Annotated in this window: 14 protein-coding genes and 1 pseudogene; 4 read left to right on the forward strand and 11 right to left on the reverse strand. The window is 58.4% G+C overall.

From position 1 onward, the window contains the following. Window positions 1–93 precede the first annotated feature (93 nt). Together ACCC84_RS07480 and tmaR are read left to right on the forward strand one after the other, a co-directional pair. Entirely contained in the window at window positions 94–861 is a 768-nt protein-coding gene (locus tag ACCC84_RS07480; RefSeq protein ID WP_004960842.1) for an N-acetylmuramoyl-L-alanine amidase, read from the forward strand. A 240-nt stretch (window positions 862–1101) separates the two neighbouring features. Then, window positions 1102–1419: a PTS system regulator TmaR gene (tmaR, locus tag ACCC84_RS07485; protein ID WP_039992647.1), complete on the forward strand. Its 318-nt coding sequence runs from the start codon at window positions 1102–1104 to the stop codon at window positions 1417–1419. 298 nt (window positions 1420–1717) lie between these two features. Here the strand turns inward: tmaR and ACCC84_RS07490 are convergent. The 6 genes and pseudogenes from ACCC84_RS07490 to ACCC84_RS07515 all read right to left on the reverse strand — a co-directional run bounded on the left by ACCC84_RS07490 (window position 1718) and on the right by ACCC84_RS07515 (window position 6829). Continuing rightward, window positions 1718–2070 (reverse strand): annotated as a pseudogene (locus tag ACCC84_RS07490) (MmcQ/YjbR family DNA-binding protein). Between the two features lie 108 nt (window positions 2071–2178). Beyond that, a complete protein-coding gene (locus tag ACCC84_RS07495) occupies window positions 2179–3018 on the reverse strand; it encodes an amino acid ABC transporter ATP-binding protein (RefSeq protein ID WP_004960852.1) in 840 nt (279 codons plus the stop codon). A gap of 14 nt (window positions 3019–3032) precedes the next feature. Then, entirely contained in the window at window positions 3033–3947 is a 915-nt protein-coding gene (locus tag ACCC84_RS07500; protein ID WP_039991904.1) for an amino acid ABC transporter permease, read from the reverse strand. A 36-nt stretch (window positions 3948–3983) separates the two neighbouring features. Next, on the reverse strand, window positions 3984–4487 hold the full coding sequence (locus ACCC84_RS07505) for a GNAT family N-acetyltransferase (protein ID WP_198773992.1): 504 nt from the start codon (window positions 4485–4487) through the stop codon (window positions 3984–3986). A 14-nt stretch (window positions 4488–4501) separates the two neighbouring features. Further along, complete coding sequence (locus tag ACCC84_RS07510; RefSeq protein ID WP_371901896.1) at window positions 4502–5425, reverse strand: ABC transporter substrate-binding protein; 924 nt, start codon at window positions 5423–5425, stop codon at window positions 4502–4504. A 219-nt stretch (window positions 5426–5644) separates the two neighbouring features. Continuing rightward, the gene (locus tag ACCC84_RS07515; protein ID WP_004960865.1) at window positions 5645–6829 is read right to left on the reverse strand and encodes a M20 peptidase aminoacylase family protein; all 1185 of its coding nucleotides are present in this window, start codon (window positions 6827–6829) and stop codon (window positions 5645–5647) included. 228 nt (window positions 6830–7057) lie between these two features. Here ACCC84_RS07515 and ACCC84_RS07520 point away from each other — a divergent pair, with 228 nt between their 5' ends. Together ACCC84_RS07520 and ACCC84_RS07525 are read left to right on the forward strand one after the other, a co-directional pair. Then, window positions 7058–8044, forward strand: coding sequence for an MsnO8 family LLM class oxidoreductase (locus ACCC84_RS07520; RefSeq protein WP_039991905.1), 987 nt, complete (start codon window positions 7058–7060; stop codon window positions 8042–8044). A 9-nt stretch (window positions 8045–8053) separates the two neighbouring features. Then, window positions 8054–9391 carry an LLM class flavin-dependent oxidoreductase gene (locus tag ACCC84_RS07525; RefSeq protein WP_273869491.1) on the forward strand — a complete coding sequence of 446 codons (1338 nt, stop codon included), beginning with the start codon at window positions 8054–8056 and terminating at the stop codon, window positions 9389–9391. A gap of 358 nt (window positions 9392–9749) precedes the next feature. On the opposite strand, the gene fyuA is transcribed toward ACCC84_RS07525, so the two are convergent. The 5 genes from fyuA to irp1 all read right to left on the reverse strand — a co-directional run bounded on the left by fyuA (window position 9750) and on the right by irp1 (window position 24871). Beyond that, on the reverse strand, window positions 9750–11771 hold the full coding sequence (gene fyuA, locus ACCC84_RS07530; RefSeq protein ID WP_371901694.1) for a siderophore yersiniabactin receptor FyuA: 2022 nt from the start codon (window positions 11769–11771) through the stop codon (window positions 9750–9752). A gap of 130 nt (window positions 11772–11901) precedes the next feature. After that, window positions 11902–13479 carry a yersiniabactin biosynthesis salycil-AMP ligase YbtE gene (ybtE, locus tag ACCC84_RS07535; protein WP_371901696.1) on the reverse strand — a complete coding sequence of 526 codons (1578 nt, stop codon included), beginning with the start codon at window positions 13477–13479 and terminating at the stop codon, window positions 11902–11904. A 3-nt stretch (window positions 13480–13482) separates the two neighbouring features. After that, the gene (ybtT, locus tag ACCC84_RS07540) at window positions 13483–14286 is read right to left on the reverse strand and encodes a yersiniabactin biosynthesis thioesterase YbtT (protein ID WP_371901697.1); all 804 of its coding nucleotides are present in this window, start codon (window positions 14284–14286) and stop codon (window positions 13483–13485) included. After that, window positions 14283–15383: a yersiniabactin biosynthesis oxidoreductase YbtU gene (gene ybtU / locus ACCC84_RS07545; RefSeq protein WP_273869482.1), complete on the reverse strand. Its 1101-nt coding sequence runs from the start codon at window positions 15381–15383 to the stop codon at window positions 14283–14285. Before ybtU ends, ybtT begins: the two co-directional genes overlap by 4 nt. Continuing rightward, a complete protein-coding gene (gene irp1 / locus ACCC84_RS07550) occupies window positions 15380–24871 on the reverse strand; it encodes a yersiniabactin polyketide synthase HMWP1 (RefSeq protein WP_371901698.1) in 9492 nt (3163 codons plus the stop codon). The genes ybtU and irp1 overlap by 4 nt, the downstream gene beginning before the upstream one ends. Window positions 24872–24889 lie beyond the last annotated feature (18 nt).

A 24889-nucleotide genomic window follows, 5' to 3' on the forward strand; every position in this document is an offset into this window, starting at 1 on the left:
AGTGGGGGAGCCACGAGGAACCGCCGCGGCTGTTTTGCCTATCGTGACGATCGGTGAACGGCATCTGCGGCAACCACCAAGAGGGAATCTGTGATGTTCACTATTGATTACAACAGTTATCGGTCGGTAACCAGCTTCAACCGCCGCGTGCGTTTTCTGGTGTTGCATTATACCGCGCAAAACTTTGCCGACTCGATAACCTCGCTGACCGGGCCCGCCGTCAGCGCGCATTATCTGGTGCCGGATCCGGACGATCAAAGTTATCGTGAGGCCGGCTATGGCGATCTGCGTATTTTCAACCTGGTGGATGAAAACGAACGCGCCTGGCATGCCGGCGCCAGCCAGTGGGCAGGGCGCACCAATCTCAACGACACCGCTATCGGCATCGAAATCGTCAATCTGGCGAGCGGCGACGGCGAAAATATTCACTTCCCGCCGTTCAATTCCCAGCAGATCGACGCGGTGATCCAACTGACGAGCAATATTTTGCAGCGCTATCCGGACATTTCGCCGGTTAACGTGGTGGCGCATTCGGATATCGCCCCTGGCCGCAAAAGCGACCCAGGCCCGCAGTTCCCCTGGTTACAACTGTATCAGGCCGGTGTTGGAGCCTGGTATGACGCCGCGGTGCAGCATCGCCATCAACAGCATTATTGCCGTCACGGCCTGCCCGAACGTTCAGCGCTGCTGGCGCTGTTCGCCCGCTACGGCTACGACACGTCTGCCGCCGACAGCGATGAAGGTTACCGTCAACTGGTGCGCGCCTTTCAATTGCATTTTCGTCAGCGCCAGTATGATGGTGTGATGGATGCCGAAACGGCGGCCACCTTGCAGGCGCTGGTGGACAAATACGCTGCTTAACGCCTGCTGATTGGTCGCGTGCCGCAGCCATCAATCCGCTGGTTTGCTTAAATAGCGTACCGTCAGCGAGTTGGAATAGCGGGTGAGATCATAAAGCAGGCGCTTCAGGTTTTTGCCAGCCTGCTAAAGTGAGTAAGATAACGGCATTGAGAGTTGTGTCGCACAGCCACAAACCTGTATCTTGGTGTCATTGTGGCCGTAAGCTAATGAATCTGTGTATTACAAAGCAAGGGTATGAAGATGGATAATGCAAATAAGCCGAGTTTTCAGGACGTGCTGGAGTTTGTGCGTATGTTCCGACGTAAAAACAAGCTGCAACGTGAAATCGTTGATAACGAAAAGAAAATCCGCGACAACCAGAAGCGCGTATTGCTGCTCGACAACCTGAGCGAATACATCAAGCCGGGCATGAGCATTGAAGACATTCAGGCGATCATTGCCAATATGCGCGGCGATTACGAAGATCGCGTTGATGACTACATCATCAAAAACGCCGATCTGTCGAAAGAGCGCCGTGAGCTGTCTAAAAAGCTGAAAGCCATGGGTGAAGTGAAATAACCTGCGGTCAGCGCCGGCGCAGGGCGCTGTTGCCAATTGCGCCTGAATAGCCCAAACCCGCATCAAGCGGGTTTTTTCATTTTGGCCGCAGCGCTCTGGTGCAGCGCTTTGAGCATTAGCGTCTGGACCAGGCCAGTGCCGCCGTTGCGCGCTGAGACCAGGCCGTTGCTTAGCCGTGCAACAGCAGCCAACTCTCCGGATACCTCTCACAGATAAATTCAGCCAATGCCCGCACCTTCGGCGTCGTCAGACGCCTTGAGACGTGCAACCGCCAGAGCGCCAGCTCACTGGCGGTGCTTCAGAATGTCAGTTGGTAACTGTCGGCAAGCCATTGGTGTATGTCCTGTGCGGACAACGGGCCGGGCAACAATATGCTGATCCAGTGCTCCTTGTTCATAGGATAAGCCGGCAGGATACCGTTTTTTGCCGCAGCGAACCGATATGCCCCGGGCGTGCCTTGACTTCAAGCAGGTCCCCCTGTCGATCGGTTGTCAGCCCCAGCTTGCTGCCGGGAACATTCATCACCAGTGCAAACCACTTGTTGCTGCGCTGATGGCGCAGAACCGCATAGTCAGGGAGATTACGCCACAGATACTCCGGTTCGGAGGCAAAATGTTGGCGGGCATAGTCGCATAACGTCTCTCTTTCCATCATGATTCCCTGCGTGTCCGTGTGTGACTTATGCCGTCAGTACCAGGGTCTATGGCTAAGGGATTCAATAACGCTATTGTATGCCTTTGTCGCCGCATCGGGCGCGGTTTACAGCACTTTCTGCAGGAAGCGCCGGGTTCGGTCATGGCGCGGCCGGTCCAGCACCTGTTCGGCCCGGCCGTTTTCCACCACGGCGCCATCGACCATGAATACCACCCGATCCGCGACCTGACGCGCAAAGCCGATTTCATGGGTCACCACCACCAGCGTGACGCCCGAGCGCGCCAGCGCCTTGATCACATCCAGCACTTCGCCCACCAGCTCGGGATCGAGCGCCGAGGTCGGTTCATCAAACAGCATCACCTTGGGATTGAGCGCCAACGCCCGGGCAATGGCGATACGTTGTTGTTGACCGCCAGACAGTTGGCGCGGCCAGGCGTGCGCCTTGTCCCGCAGACCGACGGTGTGCAGCAGTTCATAGGCGCGCGCGACGGCCTGTTTTCGGGACAGAAGACCGTGAACTATCGGGGCTTCAATGATGTTGTCCAGCACCGTCATATGCGGGAACAAATTGAAGTTCTGGAACACGTAACCGACGTGAGCGCGTTGTTTCAGGATGGCGCGCTCCTTGAGCTCATACAGGGTATCGCCTTTCCGACGGTAACCGATGTATTCGCCGTCGATCTGGATAAAGCCTTCATCAACCCGTTCCAGATGATTAATGGTGCGCAGCAGGGTGGACTTCCCGGAGCCGGAAGGGCCGAGGATCACCGTCACGGTGCCGGGCTCAATCTGCAGGCTGACGTTGTCCAGCGCTTTATGCGCTCCGTAGTATTTACTCAGATTATTGATGTCGATGCGCCCGACGCTGGCGGTTTTAGTCGCCCACCTCGGTTCGAGCGGGGCGTTTTCCGGGCGGTTAACGAAGAGATCAAAGGCTTCAGACATGTGGTTTTCCCTTATCAATACCCGGCGATGCGCCAGCGGCGCAGGCGTTTGAACAGCGTCGGCGCCACCTGACGAACCGTGCCGCGGGCGAAGTAACGTTCGACGTAATGCTGCAAAATCGACAGTACGGTAGTGATTAACAGATACCAGACGGTGGCCACCATCAGCAGTGGAATAACCTGCTGAGTGCGGTTGTAAATTACCTGCACGGTATAAAACAGCTCCGGCATCGACAGCACATAAACAATCGATGTCCCTTTCGCCAGGCTGATAACTTCGTTAAAGCCGGTTGGTAGAATCGAGCGCAGCGCCTGCGGCAAAATAATCCGGAAGGTGCGGCGGTAGGCCGGCAACCCCAGGGCGGCGGCGGCTTCATGCTGCCCCTGTTCCACCCCCAAAATACCGCCGCGAATGATTTCTGCGGTATAGGCGGATTGCACCAGCGACAGACCGATGACGGCGACCGAAAACTGATCCAGCAAATCCACCGTTGGCGTGCTGAAAAAGGCAATATTGGTGAACGGAATGCCGAGCGACAGGTTGTCGTACAGATAGGAAAAGTTGTACAGAACGATCAGCACCAGCAACAGCGGCAGCGAGCGGAACAGCCAGATATATCCCCAGGCCAGCGCGTTGAGCAGGTAAGATGACGACAGGCGGGCAAGTGCCAGGGCGGTGCCCAACATCACGCCGAAAACGGTGCCGAGCAAGGTCAGCAACAGCGTTTTGCCGAGCCCTGACAAGATCACCGGATCAAAGAACCACTGACGGAATACACCCCATTCCCAGCGGTCATTGGTGGCGATCGACTGGATAATAGCCAACAGGATGAATGCGGCAAATAGCGCGCCGGCCAATCGCCACGGATAGCGTGCTGGCACCACTTTCAGTGGCGGATGATTTACGCGGGGAGAGGCATGCTGATTCATAGGCGTTCTCTTTAATACGGTGCACAATGGTGTGGACTAGCTGACCGGCAGGCCGACCTTCAGCGTCTTGGTAAACGGCAAACGCCCGTCATAGGGAGGGCGGGAATAGACTTCCGGATCGAGACGGGTGTCGAACAGCGGTTGATAGCCGTGGGACAAATACAGCCCGACCGCTTCCGGCTGGCGAAAGCCGGTGGTCAGAAACAGCCGCCGATAGCCATGCGCGACGGCGCGGCGTTCCAGTTCATGCAGCACTTTTTGCGCCAGCCCCTGACGGCGCAGCGCGCGCTGCGTCCAGATGCGTTTTAGCTCGGCGGTCTGCGGGTCGTAACGTTTATAGGCCCCCATGGCAATCGGCTCGGCGTTTCTCAGCAGGACGATAAACATGCCGTCGGGCGCGGAAAATGCGCGGTCATCCTCTGCTGGCCGATTGGCAAAGAACTCGCCGTAGCGATCGCGGTATTCGCCAAATAACCCGGCAATCACCGGTGCGATCAGCGGATCTTCCGGTACGGTCTGGATAAAAACGTCTTCACTCATGGTCCTGCTCCCTCTCAGTCGCCCAGTCCTGGCGGATTAATCTCTGAATGGTCGATTTTTTCGATGCTTTCGCCCCAGCGATCCAGTACCTTGAGATAGGCACCGCTGGCGATGGCGCTATTGAGCGAGGCCTGTACGGCATTCACCAGCCCGTTGCCCTTCTTCAAGGTGACGGCGATATTGGCGGTGTTCGGCCAGCCGCCCGGCACGGTGCCAACCAGCCTGGTTTTGCCGGTCAACAGGGCTTTATACGCGCCGGTCACGTTTGGCCCAAAGGTGGCATCGGCACGGCCTGACTGGATCGCCAGCGTGGCGGCGGCGTCATCGGTGACATATTGCGGGATCAGCGCCGGCAGCCCTTTGGCCTGATTCTGTTTGTCCCACGCCAGCAATACCGCCTCCTGATTGGTGCCGGAGCCGACAATGATGCGTTTGCCGGCTATATCCGCTGCCGAATTGATCTTGGTGATTTTGCTGGTGGTTTTGACATAGAAACCCAGCGTATCCTGGCGGTAGGTGGCAAAATCGAACTTGGTTTTACGCTCTTTGGTGACGGTAATGTTGTAGATGGCGGCATCGTACTTGCCGGACGCCACGCCCAACGGCCAGTCCTCCCAGGCGGCCGGCACCACTTTGAGTTTCAACCCCAGTCCGTCGGCCACCAGACGGGCGATATCCGCCTCGCTGCCGATCACGGTTTTATTGTCGCGGGCGTACAGGCCAAACGGTGGGGCGCTGCCGAGCACCGCCAACGCCACGGTCAACGTGCCTGGTTCGACAAACTTGAAGTTGGCCGGGATTTTCGCCACCGCTTCCGCGCTTTTTGGTGTATGGATCGGTGTTTCATTGGCAATCAGATCAATCCCTGGCGCGGCCAGCGCCGGCATGCTCAATAGTGCCGCGATGGCGGTCGCCGTAATGGTTGCCCTGTATTTCATCATCATTATTATTTTTACCTGCATTATTATTGTTTGCATTGATAATTTTTGTACCGACGCTTTTACTATTCCCCAGCGTTATAGAGATGTAAAACAACAAAATTCAATAATCATAGAGAGAAAATGGCAATGCATTATTTGGCCGCCATTCCGCCAAATATGCTACGCAACAACCCGGGCATAGCCAGGGCTGTTGCTATTATTCGCTGCCGGTGATGGTTATTGGGCGCTTAATTCCCTGAGGGCTTTTTCTGCCAATTGCTGAAAATAATTTGCCGCAGGATAAATCGCCGCTTCATCAGGGTTAAATTGCGGATGATGCAGGCCGAATTCGCTGGCAGAACCGATGCTGACAAACGCGCCCGGCACATGATGCAGATAAAACGCAAAATCTTCGCCACCCATCTGCAGCGGAGCCACCTCGGCCTGGTAGCCAAACTCTGCGGCGGCCTGCAGGCTGAAATCTGCCCAGCGCGGCGTATTGACCACCGCCGGCGGCCCGTCAAACCACTGCAGTTCAGCCTTGGCGCCCAGCGCATCGGCGACGCCGCCGATCAACTGACGGATCCGCTGCGGGATCTGTTCACGGGTTGGATTGCTGTGGGTGCGTACCGTGCCCTCCAATAAGACGGTTTGCGGTAAGACGTTCCAGGTATTGCCGCCTTCGATACGCGTAACGCTGACCACGGCGGCCTGCTGCGCGCTGACGTTGCGGCTGACCACGGTTTGCAGCGCGCTGACGATCTGGCTGGCGGTGACAATGCTGTCGACGCCTTCCTCCGGATGCGCCGCGTGCGCGCCTTTGCCGGTTATGGTGATCTGGAAGCGGTCAACGTTGGCATAGAACGCGCCGCTTTTGGTAGCGAAGGTGCCGACCGGCAATTCCGGGGCGTTATGCAGGCCGAAAATGACATCGACGTTTTCCAGCGCACCGGCGTTAATCAGCTGCGACGCGCCGCCGAATCGCTCTTCCGCCGGCTGAAAAAACAGCCGCACGCGGCCGGGCAATTGATCTTCGCGCGCCTTGAGCAGATAGGCCGCGCCGAGGATCACCGAGGTATGCACATCGTGGCCGCAGGCATGCATCACGCCGGCCTGTCGTGAACTGAACGGCACTCCGGAGGTTTCTTCAATCGGCAGGGCGTCGATGTCGCCGCGCAGCGCTACTACCGGCCCCTGTTGCGGACCGATCTCGGCGACAACGCCGGTTTTCAGCCCGAGCGGCAAGATACGTATGCCGGCGGCATTCAGCCAGTCGGTGATTTTTTGCGTAGTGACAAATTCCTGATTGGATAATTCAGGGTGCTGGTGTAATTCACGACGGTGGGCGATAAGTTTATTTTCCAGCGCGGAGCCCTGCTGTACAGGAGTCGGCTTAACGTCTTCGGCGAAAGAAATGCTCATGGCTAAATAACCTTATTGTTGGCACAGAGTGATTAATGCGATGTTGCTGATGATTATGCTAGTCAGCGCGGCGGAATTAACTAAATACGCAGTTGCTATAATTTATATGCATTTTATTCAGCGCGGCGTATAGCAAAATACTGACTATATAAGCGTGATTTTGGTATTTACCTTTGGCTTTATTTAATGGAACTCTTTTTATCACAACCGATAAAAAGGAATAGCCAGGTGAATTACCGACTGAGTTTACTAGACCAAAGCCCGATCGATGGCGGCCAGACGGCGACGCAGGCGCTCAAGGCCAGCCTGGCGTTTGCCCAGGCGGCAGAACGGTTGGGGTATCACCGCCTGTGGCTGTCGGAACACCACGACAGCGAGCAACTGGCGGGCAGTTCGCCGGAAGTGCTGATCGCCTGGCTGCTGGCGCAAACCAGCACGCTGCGCATCGGCTCCGGTGGCGTGATGTTGCAACATTACAGCCCGTATAAAGTGGCGGAAAACTTCCATCTGTTGTCCGCACTGGCGCCGGATCGGGTGGACATCGGCATCGGCAAGGCGCCCGGCGGATTACCGCTGTCCACTCAGGCGCTGCGAGCCCATGCCGCGTCCGCATCGGCGCCGGGATTCCCCGCGCAGTTGCAACAATTGACCCATTATCTGACGCACCTTGACCAACGTCTGGCGGGCAGAGAAGCGCGCGCATTGCCGTGCCCGCCGGTGGCGCCGCAGCGCTTCTTGCTGGGTGCCAGTAAAGAAAGCGCTCGTCTGGCTGCCTCGCTTGGCTGGAACTTTGTTTTTGCCGGCTTTATCAATACCTCGGCCGAGGTGATGCGCGAATCGATATTGGCATTTTATGAATACTCTGCCGGACAGGGGGAGGCTCTGGTCAGCCTGGCGGCGCTGGCGGCGGAAAGCCGTCAGCAGGCCGCCGAGCAGGTGGCAGAAAAGCATAATTTTCGCGTCACGCTGGGGGATCGCCACGTCACGGTGGGCACGCGTGAACAGGCAGAAGCCTTTGTGCAACAGTCCGGCGCGACGCAATACCGCATTGAACGGCAGCCGTTGAACGTACTGCATGGCACTTCCGCGGATATTCACCGGCAGTTGGCCGATATTCAGCGCGATCTGCGGGTGAACGAATTTGTGATCCATACCCCACTGACAGATGCCGAAGTGCGTCTGGCATCCATCAAACTGCTGGCTGGCCAGCGGTAAGGAGATGACATGAGTCATGCAAAAAGTATCAAGCTGGGTCTGATGTTGCACGGTGCCGGTGGGCACATGAATTCATGGCGTCATGAAAAGGCGCCTGCCGATGCCAGCGTCAACTTCCCGTATTTTCGCGATTTGGCGCTGCGCGCCGAAGCCGCCGGTTTTGACTTCCTGTTTGTCGCCGACGGCCTGCACATCAACGAAAAGTCGCTGCCGCATTTTCTTAACCGCTTCGAACCGGTCGCGCTGCTGTCAGCGCTGGCCTCGGTGACCCACCGCATTGGTCTGGCCGGCACCATTTCGACTTCCTACAGCGATCCGTTCACCGTCGCGCGTCAGTTGGCGACGATAGACAATATCAGCCAGGGGCGGGCAGGCTGGAACGTGGTCACCTCGCCCTTGGCCGGGTCGGCGAAGAATTTTGGCAAACAGCACCCCGAACACGCGCTACGCTACCAGATTGCCGAGGAGTACATCAGCGTGGTACAGGGGCTGTGGGATTCGTGGGAGGACGATGCATTTGTACGTGACCGCGCCAGTGGCGTGTTCTTTGATGCGGCCAAACTGCATAAGCTGAATCATCAGGGGCAGTTTTTCTCGGTGGAAGGGCCGTTGAACATTCAGCGCTCGCCGCAGGGACAACCGGTGATTTTTCAGGCGGGGGCGTCGGATGCCGGTATCGCGCTGGCGGGCAAATCCGCCGATGCGGTGTTTACTAACGCCCGCACGCTGGCGGAAGCGCAGGAATATTCGGCGAAGTTGCAGGCGCAGGTCAGCAAAAATGGGCGTCATCCGGTGGGTATCTTCCCGGGCATCAGCCCGATCGTCGGCAAAACCATAGAGGAAGCTGAAGCCAAATATCGCTATTTACTGTCGTTGCTGTCGTTGGAGGACGCGTTGGCCTATCTTGGGCGTTTCTTTGAGCACCATGATTTCAGCCAGTACCCGCCGGACGGCCCGTTCCCCGAGCTGGGTGAACTGGGGCAGAACAGTTTCCGTTCCACCACCGACAGTATTAAAAAACGTGCGCGCGAGGAACAACTGACGCTGCGTGAAGTGGCCTATCAGACGACGCTGCCGCGCGGTGAATTCTTTGGCACGCCGGAGCAGGTTGCCGACCAGTTGATCCGCTGGGTAGAAGAGGGCGGCGCCAGCGGCTTTATCATCAGCGGCCCGGTGCTGCCCGAGGCGCTGGGCGACATTACCCAGCTGGTGTTGCCGGTGCTGGCGGCACGCGGATACTGGCAGCCGTCGACGGCGACTACGCTAAGAGAGCGGCTGGACATTCCATTCAAAACCAGCCGTTATAGCGTGCCGGCAACGCGGCGCGACACGGTGAACGAGCAGTAGCGTCCAGCATCATCATCATGACGTTCGCCGTTGCCCGCGTTTTGCCGCGATGCCGATTGAACTGAACCGGCGTCGGCAAATAAAAGCAAAAAGCCCGCTTAAGTTTCCTTAAGCGGGCTTCTCTAAAATGGCACCTCTGACTGACATCGCCTAAGCCAATAACCGGCTAATAAACAGCTAACATCTCTGTTGATTGAGAATATGCGGCCAATAGGTGAGAAAATGTTTCTTACATGGTGGGTTTCTCTCCTTAATCGGGCAATGCAACAGGCAACATTGTTTTGGGTGGATGCTGCTGGGTTACCGTTTTAACTGATGGCGTAAAAGGGATGCCCTTTCGGTATCCATTTTAAAATAATCAGAAGAAATCAATTCGCGTATTGATACCGACGGTGCGCCCCATATTGACCTGTGCGACGGCGCTGCTGCCGTTCATATATCCATAGGTACGGTAACGACGGTCGAACAGGTTATCGACATAGACGGAAACATTCATCCGTTCCGTCGCCTGCCAGCCCAGGCTGCTGTCCAGGGTGGCGTAGGCGCCTTGCTTCAGCTGGTTGTCGCCATCGAAATAATGCGGCCCGACCAGATTAACCGCCAGCCGGGGCATCAGTGCGCCATAGCGCGTATCAATCACGCCGTTCACACTGCTTCCCGCGCCGTAACGCGGTACGAACGGCACCCGGTTGCCGTGGTACAGCTTGCTGTCGTTGGTGAATTCGGAACGGATCACGTTGCCATTGATATCCCATGACCAGCCGGGGGCAAACCGCCATTTCGCTTCCAGCTCAACGCCGGTGGCGTCGGCTCTCCCCGCATTGCTTAAGGTCTGCATTCCGACCGGGCCAGAGTAGAGCTGCATATCTTTGGTGTGGGTATAAAAGGTGGCGGCTTGCAGCGTGACGTCAGCGGTTTCGTAACGGGTGCCAAGTTCATAGTTGATGGATTTCTCGGCGACGAACGGTTTGGCATCAAGACCCGCAGTAGGCACGATGTTGTACCCGGAAGGTTTATATCCCTGGGCTACACGGGTATACACTCTCCAGTCGTCGGTCAACATATAGCCTGCGGATAGCTGTCCGAGCACCTGATCGTCATTGCTCTTACCCTGGTCGCCAAACGGATTGCCGAGCATGCTGCCGTTATATTGTGTACTGGATTTATCATGCGAGAAGCGCACGCCACCGCCGATATCAAAACGATCGGTTAAATGCCAGGTCAGGTCACTGTATGCGGCCAGCGTTTCAGCGGTGGTATAGCCGGTACTGTTTAAATAAGGCATTGTCGGCATGTCGTAGGCTGAATTTAACTTCTCGCGGGTGTTCTGCCGGTACAGCCCAAACACCATATCAACGGTACGCGCATCGCCCAGGGTTGCGGCGCGCAACTCCTGCACATCCTGATTCCAGCGCTGAGGCATATTGACGATTAACGGACCGGAAGGGAAGGTGCGCGAATAATGCTGCTGTTGCCAGGCGCCGATCAGGTTGAAAACCCAGTCGTCGGTGGTGTATTTCCCACTCAGGGTCTGGCTGTCAGTGCAGCGCCGCATGTACGGGTCTGGTGAACCATCGCTAAGTGAGAGCTTACGGCCCTTAATATCATTCCATCCCACATAGGCGTCCTGGGTGGCACGGGTACATTCGCGTGAGGCGGAAAAGCCCATTTCCCAGGGCTGATCGTCCGGTGCCAGACGCAGTTTCACATTCCCTATGCTGGCGCGGGTGCCGCCTAAGTCATCGCTTCCCGTCGCGGGGTTAATCATGTCGCCGTCATCAACCTGGCGTAACAGGGTGACGCTGCCGTACAGCAGGCCATCCTGAATGGGGCCGCTCAGGTTGAACTTACTTCGATAACTGTCGCGGCTGCTGACGCCGCCTTCAATATAGCCGCGCGGCGTGCTGTCCGGCTGCTGGGTGACGATGTTGACGATCCCGCCCTGAGCGCTTTTGCCATATAACGTTCCCTGCGGGCCTCGCAGCAACTCCACGCTTTGCACATCGGTAAGCGCCTGGATAGTGTTGGTAGAAAGCTGAGGGACGCCATCGACATACAGGGTGACGGCGGGGTTATAGAAGTCCTGCGCCGAAGAGACGCCGCGTAGCGAGATCGTCGAAAAAAGCATGTTGCCGCTATTTTCAATATTAAGCCCAGGTAAGACTCTGGGGAGTTTGTCGCTGGCGGTAACGCCGGCATCGCTTAATTCCGGCGCGCTGACAACGGTAGACGAGACATTGTTGGCTGATGCCGAGCGGGAAGATTGTTTACTGGCGGTAATCACCAGCGTGCTTTCGTCTTGCTGTGAAGTCTGGGCATTAGCAATGGCAGGGAGCAATAATCCCCCCAAGGCCAGAGGATAAAGCCGTGTCATTTTCATTATTGTGAGTCCCTGTAAAACGGCGAAATGCCAAAAATACCGACAATGTTGAATTGAGAATGATAACTATTTTCACTGGTAGTGCTACCCGAAACGGGTTTATTTCAACCTGTTTCGGGTCGGTTTGCGCTTATTGGGCACAATCGCGATAACGGTCGACGGCGAGAGCCGTCAGGCGTTTTTTGTCTATCTTGCCGACGGCGGTGAGCGGCCAGTGGTCCAGAAACTCGATTTGGTCAGGAATTTTCCACGCGCTGAGCCCCATGCGGGTCAGTTGTTGACGCAACTGCTGATAGTCAGTTGGCGCCTGCTGCGCGATGATAAACGCGCAGATCCGCTCGCCAAGCAGCGTGTCCGGCGCGGCGACCACCGAGCAATCTTGCACTTGTGCTAAACGCATCAGTGCTGATTCCACTTCAGCAGCGGCTATTTTTTCTCCGGCGCGGTTGATCTGTTCTTTTATGCGCCCCTCAACGTGCAGGTTTCCCGCCTCATCGCGCCTGACATTGTCGCCTGTGCGGTAAAACCCTTGCGCAGTAAAGGCCTGTGCATTGTGAGCAGGGGCGAGGTAATAGCCCGAAATGGTATAAGGGCCGCGCGTTAACAATTGCCCGGTTTCGCCCGGCGCGACGTCGTTTTCGGCTTGATCAACGATGCGGATTTCATCCAGCGGGGACAACGGGCGCCCCTGGCTGTGGAGAATGGTGGTATGCGGATCGTCCAGTCGGGTAAAACAGAGCAGGCCTTCCGCCATACCGAAAACCTGTTGCAGGGTACAGTCAAAGGTGGCGATAACCTGCTCAGCAAGCGTCGGGTCGAGCCGGGCGCCGCCTACCTGAATGACGCGCAGCGACGAAAGGTCGCTGTCTTCCCACTCCCTGGCTTGCACCCATAATTGCGCCAGCGCCGGAACCAGGGCAACGTGAGTCACCCCTTCCTGCGAGATTAAAGGCATCACCTCATCACAGCTGGCGCTGTCGGCCAGCACCACTTTTCCGCCGCAGGCAAGCGTACCCAGAATGCCGGGACAGGCCAGCGGAAAGTTATGCGCCACCGGGAGGACGGCGAGATATACGCTCTGTTGACTGATGCCGCACAGTTCAGCAGATGCGCTGAAGTTATAGCTATAGTCGGCATGTCGGCGCGGGATGAGTTTGGGCGTGCCGGTTGTGCCGCCAGAAAGTAGCAGCAATGCGGTGTCGGAAACATCAGGCTGAGGCCATGCCTGTCGCTCACCGTGAAGGGAGAAGAGCGGCGTAAAATCGTCGCTCACGGTCTCACCAGCGACCAGAACATGACGCAAGCAGGCGTGTTTGTGCGCCATCTGTCGGGCCAGTTCTGCGTGGTTTTCCCCGTGAATAACGTAAGCGACGGGTTGCGCCAGCTCAATCAGCGCGTCGATATCCAGCGCCCGTTGGGAGGGCATCGCCAGCACGGGGATAACGCCCAGTCTTAACAAGGCGAACAGCAGGGTAATAAACGCGTTGTCGTTGGGAAGCTGCACAATCACATGCTCCGCCGAACGCAAACCCAGTGATGACAGGCCTGCGGCAAGTTCGTCGATTCGTGCATCAAGCGCGCTGTAGGTTAACGACCCCTTTGCATCAACGACGGCAATTCGCGAGGCATAACGGGCTGCCCAGTGGCGCAACTGTTCGGCAATGGGTAAGGGATACTGTTCAATTAGAGATTCAAAGGAAGAATTCATGCGTCACCTTTCTGAAGTGCTGGGCTGTTTTTGCAAAGCGGTCATTGCAGAAAATACGTGGGGAAAATGGTGGACAATATGCGTAAAAAAGGACCGGGCTTGTTGAATGGGATAGAAATGGTCGCCGTCAATCACCATTGGGCCTGTAACGTGACTCAGCCACTGACGCCAGGCATCGATCTGCTGCCAGGAGGCTTCGCGATCGTGGCTGCCGCATAATAACAATGCAGGCGTGCGCAGCGGCGGACAGACGTCGGGCGAGTCGTAGTGATAGCTCTCGGTGGCGTAAAAATCAGCGCGCAGAAGAGGAAGAAACAGCGACATTAATGCCTGGTTTTCCCGCAGTTCAGGAGAACATCCGCCAATGTCTATCAGTTCAGCGATAAAGCCGGCATCATCGCGATGGCTGAGCTGGCGTTCAGAATGCAGATGCGGGGCATGGCACCCGGAAATAATCAGTCCTTGCGGCGCATGCCCCCGTTGCTCCAGAAATCGGCAGGTTTCAAACGCCACCTGCGCCCCCATGCTGTGCCCGGCGAGTAAAAGCGGCGTGTCAGGCGATATGGTCTCTTCCAGTTCGTTCGCCAGCAGTGCCGCCAGTTGCGTAATGCTTCTGACCGGTGCCAGATGTCGAAGGCGATCGCGCCCCGGCCAGGTCACCAGAGAAAGCGCGCTGTTCGCCATTTGATTGTCTCGCCAGTGGCTAAACGCGCTACTGCTGCCGCCAGCGAAAGGACACATGACCAGATGTGCAGTATTGGCGTTCCGGGCGGGCCACAGCGGGATGCACATTGCAGATTGAGTCATAGCGCCTCCTTATCATCATCGTTGTAGAAATCGGCTAACCGGTCGTGGTGCGGCGGCGTCAGGTGTCTGATCTCCGCATTGCCGGTCTTACGTAAAATCTGCTGCCATAAACGTGATAACGCAGTCTGATGTACGCGTTGGCAGGCCGCTGGTGGATGTTCGCCTGCCAGATGGCTGCGCAACTGGTGTAGCAACCAACTGACGCCCTCCGGCCCGACGGTTTCGCAGCAGTCGCGCCAGCTCAGGGGCGCCGCCCTGCGCGTCAGACCCGGCAGATCGTGCAGGATCTCCGGTCTGCGGTAGAGACTGTGGGTGTTCTCCTGATGGTCTGTGACAAACAGACTGGATGACCAGATGACGGGGCCGTAGCTCGCCTCCAGCGAAAGGTGACCTTCCGGCCAGCCCAGCAGCAGGCGGTGCATGATAAGGCTATGCATATCTGGATCGTCAGGATCGAGATAGCGCTGAAGCAGCAGACAGGCTTCTCCCTCCGGCCAGAAGAGTCTCAGGCAGTGAAAATCGCTAAAGCTGCCAACCACGTCGCACTCCACGGCGGCGGCATCAACGCCCAGAGCCAGCAACAACAAATCCAGCGTGGAGTAGAGCAACTGTCGGCTGGTGGTAGCGTGTACCACCGGCGGCGTCTTAGCCAGGCAGCGACGCAGCTGCTGCGCATCGCGAAGCCATGTGCGTCCCGCGCGCGTATGCGGATAAAATGTGTTTACCCAATAGCAGCAACCCTGTTCCTGCGCCAGCGTTTGTAAGGAACGGATGTCATCCGGGTGGAGAGGATGCTCTTGAATGACGTGTACGCCACGCGCCAGAAAGTGTCTGGCAAGCTGCGTACCGGTTCCTCCGGCGACGGTCGAACGCACAACAATACAGGCGATATCCGGCATTCTGGTTATCTGTTCCGGCGAGGTATACAGCGGAATGCCAAACGCATGGGCCAGCTCTCTTGAGCGAGCACTTCCCTGCGCCAGCAGGCCAACCAGTTCCAGCCCCTCCGGGGGCTGCATAAAGGCATTCAGGTACATTTCGCCAAATTTGGCGCCCACAATCAGTACGCGTTGTTTTGCAGAGGTGGACGGCATCATAACGTGTTCTCCGGTTGCGTTGAGGTTGCGCAAAGCCAGCGCGTAATGTGTTGAGCACAAGCCTGAACGTGGGGGGCTTCCATCATGATTTGCCAGTGGCTGGCTTCAATCACATCGTCGTCGGCGTTGTTTATCCAGCCCTGCCACTCGGTTTCTGCTGGCGTCCAGCGCGCGGGTCTCCCGGCGGCATGCACCATGAGACAGGGGAGCGGAACGCTTTCGCCCGGCGTATGCTCAGTCAGTAAACGCAGCAGATGCGCGATGTTGTCGAGCCACGTTTCTGCCGCTTGCAGCGTCAGGTTTTGCGACACCATGCCGGCCGTTTTAGCGAGGCCGATAAAGTCGGCAAGTTGGCTGTCGGGCGTTTGCTGGTCAAAGTGTTCGGGCAGCGCCAGAGGCGTTTGTCCTTCAGCTAACAGGCGCAGCAGGGCCGTGCGGTTTTCGCAACGGAAATCCTGTCGACACACGGGATCGATTAACGCGATCCGAACCTGCTCGCCTTTGGCGTACAGGCGCTGTGCGGCGCCCGCCGCAAGAAACGCGCCATATGACCAACCCGCCAACACATAAGGGCCGTGAGGCTGCTGGCGACGGATGCAGCCGACATACTCATCGATCATCTGGTCAAGCGTGGCAAAGCGCTGCGGCGATTTTGCTCGCAGGCCGAAAACGTGCCTGTTCAGCGCGCTGGCGAGCGGCAGCCAGGCGCTGATATCGCCGTCCGAAGCGTGGAAGACAAACAGAGTTTCGTCGCCGTCGCCCTGGCAAAGGGCGACTGGGTTGTCCTCTCCTGAGGTAGCCGTCTGTAGCTGGGCGCAGAAGTCGCTCAGCGTCGAATGGCTGAACAGATCCTGAAGGTTAGCCATGGCAATCCCTCTCTGGTTTAGCTGCGCGACCATTCTTGTCGCCATCAGGCTGTCGCCGCCCAATTCGAAAAAGTCGTGATGCCTTGCCACGGGGCGAGACAGCAGCGATTGCCAGAGTTCAGCCACCTGTTTTTCCAGCGCCGGATCCCCCCCGGCAACTGGCGTGGGTTTGGCTGACTCAATCAGCGCATCAGACGGGGCATGCCGCGGCGTAAGTAACGCTTCTCTTTGCCGGATCTGTAAAACGGGCAGAGCGGTGCCAAAGCGCTGCTGTAAATAGCGGTTCACGGCTTCTTTATCCGGGCGATTTACGCCAGGCGAACGCGCCACCAGCAGATGCTGGCGCAGCGGCGACGATTCCTGCGCGGGCCACGCCAGCTCGTTGGCAAACCCGGCCTGAACGAGGGCCTCTTGCCATGCGGAACGGGTGAGCATCGGTTTCTCATCCCGGCGGCGGAAATCGCGGTATCCGCTTAATCCCTCAATAAAGCCCACGCTCGCCAGTTGGAATACGCTGTTTCGCTCCGTCGCTTCAACGATCAGCAAACGTCCGCCGGCTTTCAGCAACAGTTTTAATCTGCGCAACGTCTGGACGACATGGCTGGCGTCGTGGAGCACATTGACGGCAACGATCAGGTCGTAACCCGACTCCGGGTGGGCGGTGAAATCCAGCGGCTGGTTGATGTCGAACAAGGCATAAGACACCCGCGATTCATCATGAAAGCGGGCTCTGGCGTCATTGAGGAACTGTGCGGAGACGTCCGTGAAGTGGTACGACTGCCGCGTGTTCCGCGTGGCCTTCAGCACCGGCACGGTAGTGGCGGCGGTTCCGGCGCCAACCTCCAGAATCCGTTCTGCGCCGCACAAGGCGGCAATCTGCGCGGTATAGCGATTCAGACAGGCGCTGGCGGGGTTGTCGCGATACAGCGCATCCGTCACACGCCATTGCTCGTTGAACAGCAATTCCAGCGGAGAACACTGCCCGGAGAAGAGGGCGTCGTGCCGGGCGATACAGGTTTCCAGATACTGCGCCAGCGCCTGGCTCCATTGGCTTTGCGGGCACGCTTCCTGAGGCTCAGGAATCTCGCTGAGCGGAACGCGGCACCGCCAGCTTTCACCCTCGCGGATTAACCACTCTCTTTCCGTCAGACACTGTAGATACTGGCGCAGCAGACGCTGGTGAGACGCTTGCGCGGACAACGCCTGTACTATTGCGCTAAAGCGATAGGCGATCTCCGGCGTGGTAAACAGGCCGTGACGATTTAGCGTAGCCGCGATCCCCTGTAGCGCACGCGCCTCCAGCCAGCGCCAGGTCGCTTCCAGCTCATCAAGTTGCGCCTGCTCAGGCAACGGCAGTGCCAACTGGGCGAGAACGTCCTCATCAGGCGTCGCCGCTGATGGCGACGGATCGTCGGCCATCACGATATCCAGCGTCAACGCGCCTTTTTCGGTTATTTCCGCTCTGGCCTGCCGGATGCCGGGGTATTCGAGCGTCGCCTGCTCAATATCCCGCAGGTCGTAGTCCGCCTGCGCGTTCAGCGGCCAGCGGCGGCGAGGAACGTGCCCGGCGATGCCGCTGGCGAGAGTCCTCAGGCTTTCAGGGTCGGCGATGACGGCTTGCAGGATGGCGCAGTAGTCATTAAACATCGCCTCGGCAGCACCGGGTTCCAGCACGTTGTCCATGCAGTACCAGCTAAACGTCAACGCGCCGTCGCTCTCCATGACCTGATGATCCAGCCAGACCTGCGGCGTCTGCGTGAACACATAGCAGGGTTCGCCGAACAGATGGCTCATCGCCTGATCGATAGTCATGCCTTCCAGCGTCATCCCCAGCATACTGGTAAACACCACCGGCATCAGCGGTTGACGTTGTGACCCGCGCAGGCGGCCCAGCTCACGGATCACCTCAACACCGTTCATTTCACTGTGCGCCATGTTTTGCCAGAGGCGCTGTTGGGTCTGCTGCATCTGCTCTTGCAACGTCACCGGCGCTGAGAAGTTAAAATCAACCAGCGTGACGGAGGTAAAATCACCAATCAACTGGTTGATTTGCGGATGGATCGGCTGACGATTGAAGAAAGTCAGGTTCAGCGTAAATGCCGTGGCGCGACTCCAGCGCTCAAGGGTAGTGGCAAACAGCGTGAGCAGCGCGGCAGACGGTGTGACGCCTTGCTGCTGCCAACGCTGTTTCACGGTCTGCCATTCTTTCTTGCAGATCGTCGATTTGAAGGTGGTGAAGTGTGGCGTTTCCGGGGGGATCTCAACCACCGGCAGCTCTGGCGCCAAGGGCAGTTGCGGCAGTTTTTCCTGCCAGTAATCCCAGGCATCGTGCCATGCCGATGTCTGTCGGCGCGCCTGTTCAGCCATCACATAATCACGGAAGGTAATAGCGAGAGGCGCCAGCGTTTCGCCGCGCCAGACCTGTGCCAGATCGTCCATCATGACTTTCAAACTCTGCACATCGAACTGCAAAAGGTCGAGGTTCATGTGCAGGCGGTAATGACAATCGTCGATTTCGCTGACCACCAGCTCAAAAAGAGGCCACTGGTCGGCAGGCAAAACGCGATAGCTCAGTTCATGCCGCCGTTTTTCCAGCGCGATGCGTTGTTCTTCCGGGGAAAGCGCGCGCAGATCGTCGCGTGGGATGCGATATTCCGGCGTTGTCGCCAGGATTCGCTGCTGCCCGTCGGCATCAACCACCATGCGCAACATATCGTGGCGTGCGATGAGCTGGTTCCATGCTTTCTCCAGTATGGCGAGATCGAACTCATCGTGGCGTTTATCCCACTCAAACAGGACGTGACAGGCGACGCCGCCATAGCCAATGAGGTGGGTTCGCCCCAGCCAGTAGGCGTGCTGAATGGGCGTCAAAGGGAAGGGCGCATAACGCTCGTCGGCGTCGTGCTGCAACACTTCCGGCGGCGATACGGCAGGCGTCGTCTCTGGCTTAGAACAGATAAGCTGCGTGAGTCCATCAGGCGACAGATCCTGCCACGCCCGTTCCGCATTGATGCGTACGCCCAGGTAGTGCTGAATATCGCTACTGAGTTCAAGGAAGAGCAGCGAGTCCATGCCGAGTTGCAACAGATCCTGGTTTGGGCTCAGTGACGCCGGATCGCTCAGCCTTAGCTGAACCGCAATCCGCTTTTTCAGCCATGCCATCACCGCCGTTTTATCGCTCAGGCTGCCGTTAAAGGCGTTGTCATCAGCAGGAGGAATGACAGCCGTTGCGGCTTTTTCTGTGGCACTGGTGTTAAACAGAGCCTGTTGTAACGGGGGCATTTTGTCGGTAAAAACGCGCATCGCCAGTCGCCACGGGGCGCCGCGCATCACCGCCTGTTCCAGGTGCCAGCAGCCTTCGGCATCGCTTAACGCGCCCATACCACGGCTGGTGAGCGTTGCCAGCATCTCCGGCGTGGCCGCCCGGCCGCTTTCTCCCCATGCGCCCCAGGCGACAGAGAGCGTTTTCGGCGCATCAAGGGCGGAAAACTGCTGGGCCAGCCCGTCCAGGTAGCCGCAGGCCAGCGCATGGGCGCTCTGACCCGGCGCGCCGAGGGTAGAGGCAGCGGAAGAGTAGAGAATAAGATAGCGTCCGTCGTGGTTGCGCAGGGTTTGCAACAGCTGGTTTGCCGCCTGCGCTTTTACCGCAAAAACAGCGGCCAGTTGGTGGTTATCAAGCTCCTGCAAGGGCACGTCAGCCAATACGCCAGCGGTATGAATCGCTCCGGCAATGCCGCCGTTGGCCGCCAGATCGTCAAGAACCGTGGCCAGTTGCCCTGCATCGCCCACATCACAACGGCAGACGCGAATCTCCACGTCCGCTGTGTTGCCTGGCCATGACGCATCCACGCGCGGTGCCAGCAGGGCGATGCGTCGTGCCCCTTTTTCTCTGAGCCAGTTCACGGCAAGGCGGCCTAATCCGCCAAACGCTCCGGTCACCAGATGCCAGCGGCTGTCGCCGGTAAACACGTTTGCCGGTAATTCGGCGGCGCAGCCCGTATTGGACGCCAGTGAAGGGAGCCAGAGGGTGTTACCCCGTGCGGCAAGCCAGCGCTGTGATAGTGAGACTGCGCTCAACCCTTGATGCAGCGTTTCCCACGGGGTGTTTTCGGCGAGATCGATGGCGGCAAGCAACCGTTCCGGCTGTTCGTTGGCCGCGACGCGAAGCAAGGCCCATAGCGCGTGATGGGACGCAGAAAGTGCCTCATTTTCCTCTACTCGCCAGGCGCGGCGAGTGACCACAATCAATCCGGCTGCGCTGGCGGTGAGCGTCGCCATCACTTTCTCCGCTAAGGCCAGCGTATCCTCGCTCTCCTCAACAATCATCAGTCGCGAAGATGCGTGCGGATCGTGAATGATGCCGTATTGCGCCAGTTCGTCGCGGCGCGTAAGCGTATCGGCGCTGAAGCTGAAGGTAAGCGGATGGCCAACACTGGCGACGTTGAGGGGCGTCCAGCGCCATTGATAATGCGTTTGCGGCGCAGGAAGAGGCGCGGCGGGCGATAGCGGCAGCCACTCGCCATCAGGATGACGGGCTTCAACGCGCATCTGACCGCGGGAAAAAGCTTCGTTTTGCCAGCTTAAGCGAACCTCCCCCAGCCACTCCGGGGCGGCGACGAGGGGGAGAGCCACAGGGAGAGCGTCGCCATGACGCTGTGAGAGCAGGCGCCAGGCCTCCTGCCAGCGAGCGTTAAACCGTTCGGGTTGACCTGCGCAGTCAGACCAGTCGGCGAGATAATCACCGTTATCCGTCAACGCCTGCCCCAATACGGGTTCTGATGGCGCGGTGAATGTTACGGCACTGACCGCCTGACCGGGGAGCGTAGCGAGAATGATATGTTCGCTCATCCCGGCAGTCGGGCTGCCATCCTGCGGTAGCCACTCTACTTTGCTGAATCCGGCGTGGCGGCACTGTTGCTGCCACTGAGCGGTGGTGAGGAATAACTCGCCTTCGCGGGCGTCGAGATCCTGTAGCGGAAGGACCAACGGGCCGAAAACGAAATCAAACAGACGCATTGGCTGGGTGATTTCGCGCATCAGCAGACGCCCGCCCGGCTTGAGCAGGGGGCGCAGATTATCAAGCGTGCGGCCAATATGGCGGGTGGCGTGAATCACGTTCGCCGCCACAATAAGATCGTAAGACTGTGCCTGGAACCCCTGAGACTGAGCCTCTTTTTCGAGATCCAGCTCGTTGTAACGCACAAAGTCATAATCGGCGAATTTCTGCTGGGCGCGGCGGGTGAACAGCGCCGAGATATCGGTGAAATGGTACTCCAGCGCCGGAACGCCGTTGAGTTCCGGCAGCAGCCACGCGGTGGTGCCGCCGGTTCCGCCGCCAACTTCAAGAATACGCAATGGCTGGCGGGGCTGACGAGTCTGGAGCATGCCGCGTAATACCCCGGCGGCGATTTGGTTGAAATAGCGGCCGAAGCTGAATTCCTGATACAGCACCTCCACGCCGTCGGAGGCGCTTTGCGGGAAAATAATCGCTACCGGTTCTTCCGCGCCGCTCATCATTTCATATAACCGATCGCCGGCACGGGCGATGGTGTGGGGAATAGCCTGAAAACCTTCACAATAACCGGCAAGTTCCGTCAGCAGTGATTCCCGCTGTTGATGTTCAATGGGGCGGGCGCGAGCGTATTGCCCATCGATGCAGCGGTAATCGCCGTCGACCACGCAGTTATTCAGCAGGCGCTGGAGTAGCTGCTGGTAGCGGGGAAGCAGACGTCCACGGCGCATGATGGTCATGGCGTCCACGCCGTTTTCAATGGCATCGCCAGTACAGCGTTGTACCAGTTGATCGACATAGATGGCGTGCAGTCGCGTGGCACACTGTTTGAGTGCGTCCAGGCGGGGGAGATCGAGCGCTGTCGCGGCGCGACTCGCCACCTCCAGCCCGGCAGACAGCGCTGTGTCGGCAGGCTCGCAGGCCGGGGAGACGCGCTCTTTCCAGTAACGCTCACGATCAAACGGATAACATGGCGCAGCGATACGTTGTCCATCGCCCGCCAGTAGGTCAGCCCACGGTAGGGTGACGCCTGCCGCGTACAGCTGGAGAAGCGCCTGATTAAGGACAGCGCTCGCCTCCTGGTTACGCCGGGCGCTGGCTATCCAGTATGCGTTATCGCGGTATTCGCGCAGCCCGGAAGAAATCAACTGGGCATCGGGCCCCATTTCAACAAAAACGCGGGCGCCGAGCTGATGCGCCACCTGAATACTCTGGATAAAACGCACCGGCTGGCGCATGTGTCGGCGCCAGTAATCCGCCTGGTTGAGCGTTGACTCATCAATAACGTCCGCGGTGAGTGTGGATATCAGCGGTACTTGCCCCGGCTCGGCGAGCAGACCCGCGCAGGCGGCCTGGAAGCGATCGAGTATTGGTTCCAGTAAAGCGGAGTGCGCCGCGCCGGTTACGCTCAGGCGTCGATAGTTAAGGTCATGCTGCGAGAGTGTGGCGCAAAATAGCTCGAGACGGGCTTCCGGTCCGGAAAATACCGTATGTTGCGTGCCGTTGTTGGCGGCGAGATCCAGCTCAAACTGGCGAGCCAGCGGCATCAGCGAATCTTCGTCTGCAAATACCGCCACCATCGCGCCGCTTGCGCACTGCTGCATCAGTGCGCCGCGTCGACAAACCAGGGGCATGACCTGTTCAATCGTATAGTGGCCGCAGACGACGGCAGCGGCGAATTCACCGACGGAATGGCCAATGGCGAAGTCTGGCTTCAGTCCTGCAGCGCGCCAATGCGCCGCCATCGCAATGTCAAAGGCGACAATCGCCGGCTGGGCCCAGGCCATATTGTCCAGCTGCGCAGAGTCGGGGTTAAACATCGCTTCGCGCAGTGACGGCGTGAGCATGTCGCCACAGGCGGAAAAACAGCGATCCAGCGTGTCGGCAAACGCCGTTGAGTGCTGGTACATTGTCTGACCCATGGTGCGCCAGTGCGAGCCCTGGCCGGTAAACAGCCACACCTGCTTGCCGCTGGCGCCGTGGCCGCTGTAAACCAGCGCCCCCGATTTCTCACCGGCCCAGGCGCTCAGCGTAGCGGCGGTTTCACGGTTTAATGGCGCCGCCAGGCGGAAGGGAAGATCGAGACGGCGCGCGTGCAGGGCCGTGAAGGCCAGATCGCTGGCATCCGCATTCTCCCTCAGCGCCCCGGCATAATCCGCCGCCAGCCGCCGCAACGCGCTGTCGCTGGCGGCGCTGAGCAGCAGCGCGGTACTTTTTCTGCCACCATCCGTATTGAGGTGGCGCGCGTTGAGCGCGTCGGGCAGCGAGGCGACGATCATATGGCAGTTGGTGCCGCCAATACCAAAGGAGGAGACGCCGGCATAGCGCATTTCGTCCTGCCACGCCTGCGCCGACACCGGTATGGTAAAGGGGCTCTCTTCAAGCTTCAGCGCCGGGTTTGGCGTGTGAAAATTCAGTAATGGAGGAATTTGCCCGCGGCTGACGGCCAGAACGGTTTTTAGCAGTCCGGCAATGCCCGCCGCGGTATCCAGATGGCCCATATTACTTTTCACGGAACCGAGCGCACAGCGCTGATCCTGCGGGCGAGGCGCATAGACGTTGCGTAACGCTTCAATTTCAATCGCGTCGCCCAGCGGTGTGCCGGTGCCATGGGTTTCAATGTAACCTACCTGCCTGTCGTCGATGGCCGCCAGCATTAACGCCTCTTCGATGACCGCCTGCTGCCCTGCGACGGAAGGGGCGGTATAGCCGACCTTTCTGTTGCCGTCGTTGTTGACCGCGCTGGAGAGGATCACCGAGATAATCGGATCGCCTGACAGCAGCGCGTCTCTCAGGCGACGCAGCACCACGCAGCCGAGACCGTTACCGGCCCAGGTGCCCTCAGCCGAGGCGTCAAAGGGACGACAGTGACCATCAGGAGAGAAAATCATTCCGGGCTGGTAGCGGTAGCCCGCCTGCTGGGGGAAAGAGAGCGCCACGCCGCCGGCAACCGCCATATCGGATTCGCCTGCGCGCAGGCTTTCACAGGCCAGATGCACGGCAACCAGCGAGCTGGAGCAGGCGGTCTGTACCGATAACGCCGGGCCGTGCAGGTTGAGTTTGTACGCGGCGCGGGTGGCAATATAGTCTTTATCATTGCCCATCAGAGATTGCAGCCCCTTTACCTGCGCGACTTCTGTCACGTTCAATGCTTCGCGACCGGGGTAGGTACTCATCCGGGAAGAGGCGAAAACGCCGGTCTTGTGGGGGACGTCACCAGGGGCATAACCGGCATGTTCCAGCGCATGCCAGACCGCCTGCAAAAACAGGCGCTGCTGGGGGTCCATCGATTCCGCTTCCTGTCGCGAATAGCCAAACAGGGTGGCGTCGAAGCAGTCGGCGTTGTCTAGCACCGTACCGATATTGACATAATGAGGATCGTCAATGATGGCGGCATCCAGACCGACGGCCAGGAGCGCTTCGCGCGTAAAGCGTCGGCTGCATTCACGACCTTCCAGCAGGTTTTGCCAGAACGTTTCGCCATCCGGCGATTCAGGGAAATGGCAGGCGTAGCCGATAATCGCGACAGGCTCGCAGCCCGGGTAGTATTGAGCGATCGATGCATCAATGGAATCTGCTGTCGGCGCAGAAGAGAAGCGCAAGTTATCCATAATCGGTCCCGTTTCCTA

Origin of the sequence: Serratia odorifera (genome assembly GCF_041448735.1) — a bacterium.
GTDB classification, from domain to species: domain Bacteria; phylum Pseudomonadota; class Gammaproteobacteria; order Enterobacterales; family Enterobacteriaceae; genus Serratia_F; species Serratia_F odorifera.